At 74.0% G+C, this 7997-nt stretch carries 5 protein-coding genes; 1 reads left to right on the top strand and 4 read right to left on the bottom strand.

What is annotated here, in order from left to right:
- Positions 1–52: 52 nt before the first annotated feature.
- The 3 genes from ABD317_RS11100 to bldG all read right to left on the bottom strand — a co-directional run bounded on the left by ABD317_RS11100 (position 53) and on the right by bldG (position 3930).
- Positions 53–2455, bottom strand: coding sequence for a sodium-translocating pyrophosphatase (locus tag ABD317_RS11100; protein WP_344289613.1), 2403 nt, complete (start codon positions 2453–2455; stop codon positions 53–55).
- 539 nt (positions 2456–2994) lie between these two features.
- The gene (locus tag ABD317_RS11095) at positions 2995–3471 is read right to left on the bottom strand and encodes an ATP-binding protein (RefSeq protein ID WP_027753034.1); all 477 of its coding nucleotides are present in this window, start codon (positions 3469–3471) and stop codon (positions 2995–2997) included.
- Positions 3472–3588: 117 nt separating this feature from the next.
- Complete coding sequence (gene bldG, locus ABD317_RS11090; RefSeq protein WP_018835875.1) at positions 3589–3930, bottom strand: anti-sigma factor antagonist BldG; 342 nt, start codon at positions 3928–3930, stop codon at positions 3589–3591.
- Positions 3931–4088: 158 nt separating this feature from the next.
- On the opposite strand from bldG, the gene ABD317_RS11085 reads away from it, so the two are divergent.
- Positions 4089–6722, top strand: coding sequence for a DEAD/DEAH box helicase (locus ABD317_RS11085; protein ID WP_344289612.1), 2634 nt, complete (start codon positions 4089–4091; stop codon positions 6720–6722).
- A gap of 35 nt (positions 6723–6757) precedes the next feature.
- Here the strand turns inward: ABD317_RS11085 and ABD317_RS11080 are convergent, their stop codons facing one another.
- Complete coding sequence (locus tag ABD317_RS11080) at positions 6758–7744, bottom strand: aldo/keto reductase (RefSeq protein ID WP_027753033.1); 987 nt, start codon at positions 7742–7744, stop codon at positions 6758–6760.
- Positions 7745–7997 lie beyond the last annotated feature (253 nt).

The raw sequence follows: 7997 nt of genomic DNA, 5'->3' as shown, positions 1-7997 counted from the left end.
GGCGGGGGCCGCCCCCCCCCCCGCCCGGCGGGGTGTGGCGCCGTACCCGGTCTCAGGTGTTGACCACCGCCGGGTCCGTGGACGACTTCGGCGCCGTGCCCGCGGACGCCGCGGTCTCCGGCTCCTCGTCGTCGACCGCGATGCCGCGGCGCTTGGAGATGTACACGGCGCCGGCGATGACCGCGATGGCCACCACCGAGATGACGATCCGTACGCCGACGTTCGAGTCGTCTCCGTAGGAGAACTTCACCACCGCCGGAGCGATCAGCAGCGCCACCAGGTTCATGACCTTCAGCAGCGGGTTGATCGCCGGGCCCGCGGTGTCCTTGAACGGGTCGCCGACCGTGTCGCCGATCACCGTGGCGGCGTGGGCCTCGCTGCCCTTGCCGCCGTGGTGGCCGTCCTCGACGAGCTTCTTGGCGTTGTCCCAGGCGCCGCCCGAGTTGGCCAGGAAGACCGCCATCAGCACGCCCGCGCCGATGGCGCCGGCGAGGAACGAGGCCAGCGCGCCGACGCCGAGGGTGAAGCCGACCGCGATCGGCGCCATGACGGCGAGCAGACCGGGCGTACGCAGCTCGCGCAGCGCGTCCCGGGTGCAGATGTCGACGACCTTGCCGTACTCCGGCTCCTCCGAGTAGTCCATGATCCCCGGGTGCTCGCGGAACTGCCGGCGCACCTCGAAGACCACCGCGCCCGCGGAGCGCGACACGGCGTTGATCGCCAGCCCGGAGAAGAGGAAGACGACCGCGGCGCCGAGGATGAGGCCGACGAGGTTGTTCGGCTGGCCGATGTCCAGGCTGAGGCCGAGCGGACTGCCGACGTTGGACGCGTCGGCCACCGCCTCGTTGACCGCGTCGCGGTACGAGCCGAAGAGCGCCGCCGCCGCGAGGACCGCGGTGGCGATGGCGATGCCCTTGGTGATGGCCTTGGTGGTGTTGCCGACCGCGTCCAGGTTGGTGAGGACCTGGGCGCCGTCGCCCTCGACGTCGCCGGACATCTCGGCGATGCCCTGGGCGTTGTCGGAGACCGGGCCGAAGGTGTCCATGGCGACGATGACGCCGACGGTCGTCAGCAGGCCGGTGCCGGCCAGGGCGACCGCGAAGAGCGCCAGCATGACGGACGTGCCGCCGAGCAGGAACGCGCCGTAGACGCTGAGGCCGATGAGGACCGCGGTGTAGACGGCGGACTCCAGGCCGATGGAGATGCCGGAGAGCACCACCGTGGCCGGGCCGGTCAGGGACGTCTTGCCGATGTCCCGGACGGGGCGGCGGTTGGTCTCGGTGAAGTAGCCGGTGAGTTGCTGGATGACCGCCGCGAGGACGATGCCGATGGCGACCGCGACGAGCGCGAGCACCTGCGGGTTGCCGTCGTGCTCGGCGATGCCCGCGCCGACGCCGTCGAGGTCCGCGTACGACGAGGGGAGGTACGCGAAGACGGCGATGGCGACCATCACCAGGGAGATCACCGCGGAGATGAAGAACCCGCGGTTGATGGCGGTCATGCCGCTGCGGTCGCTGGCCCGCGGCGCGACGACGAACACGCCGATCATGGCGGTGACGACGCCGATCGCGGGGACGATCAGCGGGAAGGCGAGACCGGCGTCGCCCAGGGCGACCTTGCCCAGGATGAGCGCGGCGACCAGGGTGACGGCGTACGACTCGAAGAGGTCCGCCGCCATGCCGGCGCAGTCGCCGACGTTGTCGCCGACGTTGTCGGCGATGGTCGCGGCGTTGCGCGGGTCGTCCTCGGGGATGCCCTGCTCGACCTTGCCGACGAGGTCGGCGCCGACGTCGGCGGCCTTGGTGAAGATGCCGCCGCCGACACGCATGAACATCGCGATGAGCGCGGCGCCGAGGCCGAAGCCCTCCAGCACCTTGGGCGCGTCGGCCGCGTAGACGAGCACGACGCAGCAGGCGCCGAGCAGGCCGAGGCCGACGGTGAACATGCCGACCACGCCGCCGGTGCGGAACGCGAGCTTGGTCGCCTCGTGGCTCACCGCCGTGAGGTCCTTGGCGGGCTCGCCCTCGCGGGGGGTGGCGGCGCGGGCGGCGGCGGCCACACGCACGTTGCTGCGGACCGCGAGCCACATGCCGATGTACCCGGTCGCCGCCGAGAACGCGGCGCCCACCAGGAAGAAGATCGAGCGACCGGCCCGTTCCGACCAGTCGTCGGCGGGCAACAGCATGAGCAGGAAGAACACCACCACGGCGAACACGCCGATGGTGCGCATCTGGCGGGCCAGATAGGCGTTTGCGCCTTCCTGGATCGCCGCCGCGATCTTCTTCATATTGTCCGTGCCCTCGCCGGCGGCGAGTACCTGACGGAGCAGCACCACGGCGACCGCGAGAGCGGCGACCGCGACCACGGCGATGATCGCCACGATGGCCCGGTTGCCGCTGGTGAGTTCCACGGCCAGTAGGTGGTCCTGCTGTAGTGGGGTGAAATGCCCCGCCATTCGTCCTCCTTGACGTACGGCACATGGGCGCGCGGCAGCCCCGACTGCAGGTACGGGCGGTCGGGGTTTGGGCGGCCGCAGCGCTCAGGCGTCCTGAGCTGCAAGTTGTGGACGGATTGTAGGGAGCGGAACTAGATCAAAACAGAGCGTCCCCCGGGGAATTCGGCTCCGACGACGATCAACGCCGCTTACGGCGCCTGTCAATTCGCTCGAAAGAGGGATGCGGGAACGCCGCGACAATCGCGGGAAAATGATCTCTACGCCTGAAGAAAGTGCTGATCAGAAGGTAATTGATCTTGAAATGCGCGGGTCAAGGGAGGGGTCGGGCAGGGGTACGGCGAGGGCCGGGCCGGGCGCGGGAGGGCGCGGCGGCGGCCGGGCCGGCGGATCGGGAGTTGGCCGGAGTCGGCCGGGTCGGCGGGGGCGCGGGTGCTCAGAAGCCGCCCGCGGGGCGGTGGCGGCCGGGCGTACGGATGCTCAGGAACCGGCCGCGCGGCGGTGGCGGCCGGAGGCGCGGATGCCCGCGGACGTTCAGACGCTCAGGAGCCGGGCGCGGCCGTGGCGGCCGGCCAGCTCATCCGGATCGTGCCGCCGGACTCGCTCGCGGTCACCTCGACGTCGTCGACCAGGCCGCTGATGACCGCGAGGCCCATCTCGTCGTCGACGTCGGCGTCGTCGCCGCCCGGTCCGCTCGCGTTCCCGTCGCCGTCCGGGTCCGGGTGGGTCTCCGCGGTGCTGCGGGCGGCGGGCACGTGACCGGGGGCCGTCGGCGCGTCGTCGCCGACCTCGATGGAGAACTTCTTCTCCTCCTCGGTCAGCACCACCCGCACCGGCCCCGACAGCCCGTTGTGCTGGTGCAGCCCGACGGCCCGCAGACAGGCTTCGCCGACGGCGAGACGCACCTCGTCGAGCACCGCCTCGTCCACACCCGCCCGGCGCGCGACCGCGGCCGCCACCAGGCGGGCCGTGCGGACGTGCTCGGGGAGAGCACTGAAGCGCAATTCAACGGTGGGCATGCCAACCCCTTCAGTCATCCCACGTCATCCCGTGTCGCCACGGGAAGCATCCGTACCGGAGCGAACCACGGAGGGACCCGGCGCACGGCCCGGTCCCTCCGGCTAGCCGGCGCCTGGTCAGTCCTTCGCGGCGACGGCTTCGTCGACCGAGGTGTGGATGGGGAACACCTTGGTCAGGCCCGTGATACGGAAGATCTTCAGAATGCGCTCCTGGTTGCAGACGAGTCGCAGCGAGCCCTCGTGGGCCCGGACGCGCTTCAGCCCGCCGACGAGGACGCCCAGACCGGTGGAGTCGAGGAAGTCGACCCGCTCCATGTCGACGACCAGGTGGTAGCTGCCGTCGTTGACCAGCTCGACCAGCTGCTCGCGCAGCTTGGGGGCGGTATACACATCAATCTCGCCACCGACTTCGACGACCGTGCGGTCGCCCACGGTACGGGTCGACAGGGACAGGTCCACGGATCCTCCAGCACCTTTCAGCGAGCGGCTGCCCCGGGCGTCCCCCGCCGTCCGGCCGGAGACGGATCGGCATCCGCCATGGCATTCAATCACTTACCCCCGGGCGTGCACGACGCCTTGGGGGCATTGTCCGTCGCATCGGTGACACACTCGTGCCGATGGACGCGAACGAGTGGGGGGACGCGAACGACCGGGGGGCGGCCCCCGTGGCCGGCGGCACCCGGCCCGGGCTGCGGCCCGGCGCGCCGCACGTCACACCGGCCGGACCGCCGGACGGCGCGGAGCAGCACACGGCGGCCGACGGCGCTCGGAACGGCGCACCGCACGTCACGCCGCGCACCGCGCTGCGCCGGCTCGCTGCCCGGGAGGATCGCGCCGCTCGCATCACTCATACGGAGCACCTGCCCCCGCGCGGCGGCCGCCATGCCGACTGGCCTGCGGGCATCCGGCCGGAGGTGGTGGCCGCGGTCGAGGCCGCCGGGATCCGGCGGCCGTGGGCCCACCAGGCCGAGATGGCGGCGCACGCGCTCGCGGGCGACTCGGTGATCGCGGCCACGGGCACGGCGTCGGGCAAGTCGCTGGCGTATCTGGCACCCGTGCTCAGCGCGGCGCTCGACGGCTCCGAGGCCGCCAACGGGCGGGGCGCGACGGCCCTGTACGTGGCGCCGACGAAGGCGCTGGCCGCCGACCAGCTGCGCGCCGTCAAGGCCCTGGCCGCCCCGGTCGGCAAGGCCGTGCGCCCGGCCGTCTACGACGGCGACACGGCCACCGAGGAGCGCGAGTGGGTGCGCCTCTACGCCAACCTCGTCCTCACCAACCCCGACATGCTGCACCGCGGCATACTCCCCGGCCACTCCCGGTGGTCGTCCTTCCTGCGCGCCCTGCGGTACGTGGTGATCGACGAGTGCCACACCTACCGGGGCGTGTTCGGCTCCCACGTCGCCCAGGTCGTACGGCGGCTGCGCCGGCTCTGCGCCCGCTACGGCGCGGACCCGGTGTTCCTGCTCGCCTCCGCCACCGCGGCCGAGCCGGGCCGGTCGGCGGAGCGGCTGACCGGGCGGGCCGTGACGGAGGTCACGGACGACGCGTCGCCGCGCGGGGAGGTCGCGTTCGCCCTGTGGGAGCCGCCGCTGACGGAGCTGCACGGCGAGCGGGGCGCGCCGGTGCGGCGCACGGCCACGGCGGAGTGCGCGGAGCTGCTGACGGACCTGGCGGCGGGGGGCGTACGGACCGTCGCCTTCGTCCGCTCCCGGCGGGGCGCGGAGCTGGTCGCGATGATCGCCCAGGACCGGCTGGCGGCCGTGGACCGGACGCTGGCGGACCGGGTCGCCGCCTACCGCGGCGGCTATCTGGCGGACGAGCGGCGGGCCCTGGAGGCCGCGCTGCAGTCCGGCGAGCTGCTGGGGCTGGCCGCGACGTCCGCGCTGGAGCTGGGCGTGGACGTGTCGGGGCTGGACGCGGTGCTGCTCGCCGGCTACCCCGGCACCCGGGCCTCGCTCTGGCAGCAGGCCGGGCGGGCGGGGCGGTCCGGGCAGGGCGCGCTGGCGGTGCTGGTCGCGCGGGACGACCCGCTGGACACGTACCTGGTGCACCACCCGGAGGCGCTCTTCCGCCGGCCGGTGGAGTCCACGGTGCTGGACCCGGACAACCCGTACGTGCTCGCCCCCCACCTGTGCGCCGCCGCCGCCGAACTGCCGCTGACCGAGGCGGACTTCACCGGCGACGCCGCGTGCTTCGGCGCGGGGGCCGCGGAGCTGCTGCCGCAGCTCGCCGAGCGCGGGCTGCTGCGCCGCCGCGGCGGCGCCGGGCCGGGGGCCGCCTGGCACTGGACCCGGCGGGAACGCGCCTGCGACCTCACCGACATCCGCGGCGGGGGCGGCCGGCCCGTCGACGTCGTCGAGGACGGCACCGGCCGGCTGCTCGGCACCGTCGACGCCGCGGCGTCCCACACTACCGTCCACGAGGGCGCCGTCCACCTCCACCAGGGCCGGACCTACGTGGTCCGCACCCTGGACCTGGAGGACAACGTGGCGCTCGTGGAGCGCGCCGACCCCCCTTTCACCACCGTCGCCCGCGACACCACCGCCGTCTCCGTGCTGGAGACCGAGCGCGAGGTCCCGTGGGGGGACGCCCGGCTGTGCTTCGGGTCGGTCGAGGTCACCAACCACGTGGTCTCCTTCCTGCGCCGCCGGCTGATCACCGGCGAGATCATGGGCGAGACGAAGCTCGACCTGCCGCCGCGGACGCTGCGCACCCGCGCCGTGTGGTGGACCGTCACCGACGACCAGCTGGACGCGGCGGGCGTCGCCCGGGAGCAGCTGGGCGGCGCCCTGCACGCGGCGGAGCACGCCTCCATCGGCATGCTGCCGCTCTTCGCCACGTGCGACCGCTGGGACATCGGCGGCGTCTCGGTGCCGCTGCACGGCGACACCCTGCTGCCGACGGTCTTCGTCTACGACGGCCACCCCGGCGGCGCGGGCTTCGCCGAACGGGCCTTCGGCGTCGCCCGCGACTGGCTCGCCGCGACCCGCTCGGCGATCGCCGCCTGCGAGTGCGACACCGGCTGCCCGTCGTGCGTCCAGTCCCCGAAGTGCGGCAACGGAAACGACCCGCTGGACAAGGCGGCGGCGCTGCGGCTGCTCACGACCCTGCTGACGGGGGCGGAGCAGGGCGCGCCCCGGGACGCCGGACAGGGTGCGGAGCCGGGACAGGGTGCGGAGCCGGAGCCCGAGCCGGCACCGGCACCGGGGCCGGGGCCGGGGTCGGGGTCGGCGGCGGCAGACGCGGGCTGACCGGTCGGGTACGCCCCCGCCGGCGTACGGGCCGCTCAGCCGGCGGCGTCGAGCCGCGCCCGCTGGTCCGCCGTCAGCTCCAGGTCCACCGCGGCCAGGCTCTCGTCCAGCTGCGCCACCGACGAGGCGCCGACCAGCGGGACGACCGGCACCTCCCCGCCTATCAGCCAGGCCAGCACCACCTGGTTCACCGTCGCCCCGGTCGCCTGCGCCACCTCCCGCAGCGCCGCCAGCCGCGCGGGCGTGCCCGGGTGGTCCAGCTCGGACCCCAGCGGCTTGTCCGCGCGGACGTAGCCGCCGGCCAGCAGCGGCGAGTACGCCACGAGCGTGAGCCCGGGGTGGTGGCGTACGTAGCTGAGCAGCGCCCCGTCGGCGCCGCCCGGCGAGCCGTCCGGGTCCAGCTCGCTGGGGCGGTCGGTGCGCCGGCGCAGGTAGGTGTGGTGGTACTGCAGCAGCTCGTACCCGGCGAGGCCGGAGGCCGCGGCCAGGGCACGGGCCCGCTCCACCCGCCAGACCCACTGGTTGCTCACCCCGAGCAGGCCCACGGAGCCCTCCGCCACGAGCGCGCCGAACGCCTCGACGGTCTCCTCCTGCGGCACGCTCATGTCGTCGATGTGCGCGTACAGGACGTCCAGCTTCTCCACCCCGAGCCGCTCCCGGCTCTCCGCCGCGGACTGCCGGATCACCTTCGCCGACAGGCCCTCGGGGTTGTCGACGTACGAGGTGCCGGGCGCGAGCGGCCGGGCGCCGAGCTTGGTCGCGATGACCACCTCGTCCCCGATCCCCCGGCTGCGCCGCCACCGCCCGAGCAGGCTCTCGCTCTCGCCGCCCTGGAGTCCGTTCACCCAGAACGCGTAGTTGTCGGAGGTGTCGACGAACGTGCCGCCGGCCTCGACGTAGCGGTCGAGGATCGCGAACGACGTCTCCTCGTCGGTCGCGGTGCCGAACAGCATCGCGCCGAGGCTGAGCACGCTGACCTCGCGGCGGCGCTGCGGGTCGGTGCCGATCGTGCGGTACTTCATGCGGGTTCCCTCTCTGCGTCTGCGTCTGTGTGTGCGCCCGCCGGAGTCTGGCGGCTGGAGCGCGCTCTACCGCAACCCCGGGCGGGTCGGCCGTCCGGGACGGCGGGCCGGCGCGGGAGCGGACCTCGGCGGTGAAGCGGCCGGTACGGGCCGCCGCCACGACGTCCGCGACCTCCCCGGCCACGGCGCACCGCAGCAGCTGGGCGCCCTGCGCCGCCGCGACCCGGCGGGCCGCCGTGCAGGCCGCCGACGG

It is taken from the genome of Streptomyces synnematoformans (assembly GCF_039531005.1).
Classification (GTDB): domain Bacteria; phylum Actinomycetota; class Actinomycetes; order Streptomycetales; family Streptomycetaceae; genus Streptomyces; species Streptomyces synnematoformans.
This window is presented reverse-complemented; position numbering and strand designations above follow the sequence as displayed.

Excerpts from the sequence above, each read along its gene's own strand:
- ABD317_RS11100 (WP_344289613.1), bottom strand. The coding sequence starts at position 2,455 with ATGGCGGGGCATTTCACCCCACTACAGCAGGACCACCTACTGGCCGTG.
- ABD317_RS11095 (WP_027753034.1), bottom strand. The coding sequence starts at position 3,471 with ATGCCCACCGTTGAATTGCGCTTCAGTGCTCTCCCCGAGCACGTCCGC.
- ABD317_RS11085 (WP_344289612.1), top strand. The coding sequence starts at position 4,089 with ATGGACGCGAACGAGTGGGGGGACGCGAACGACCGGGGGGCGGCCCCC.
- ABD317_RS11080 (WP_027753033.1), bottom strand. The coding sequence starts at position 7,744 with ATGAAGTACCGCACGATCGGCACCGACCCGCAGCGCCGCCGCGAGGTC.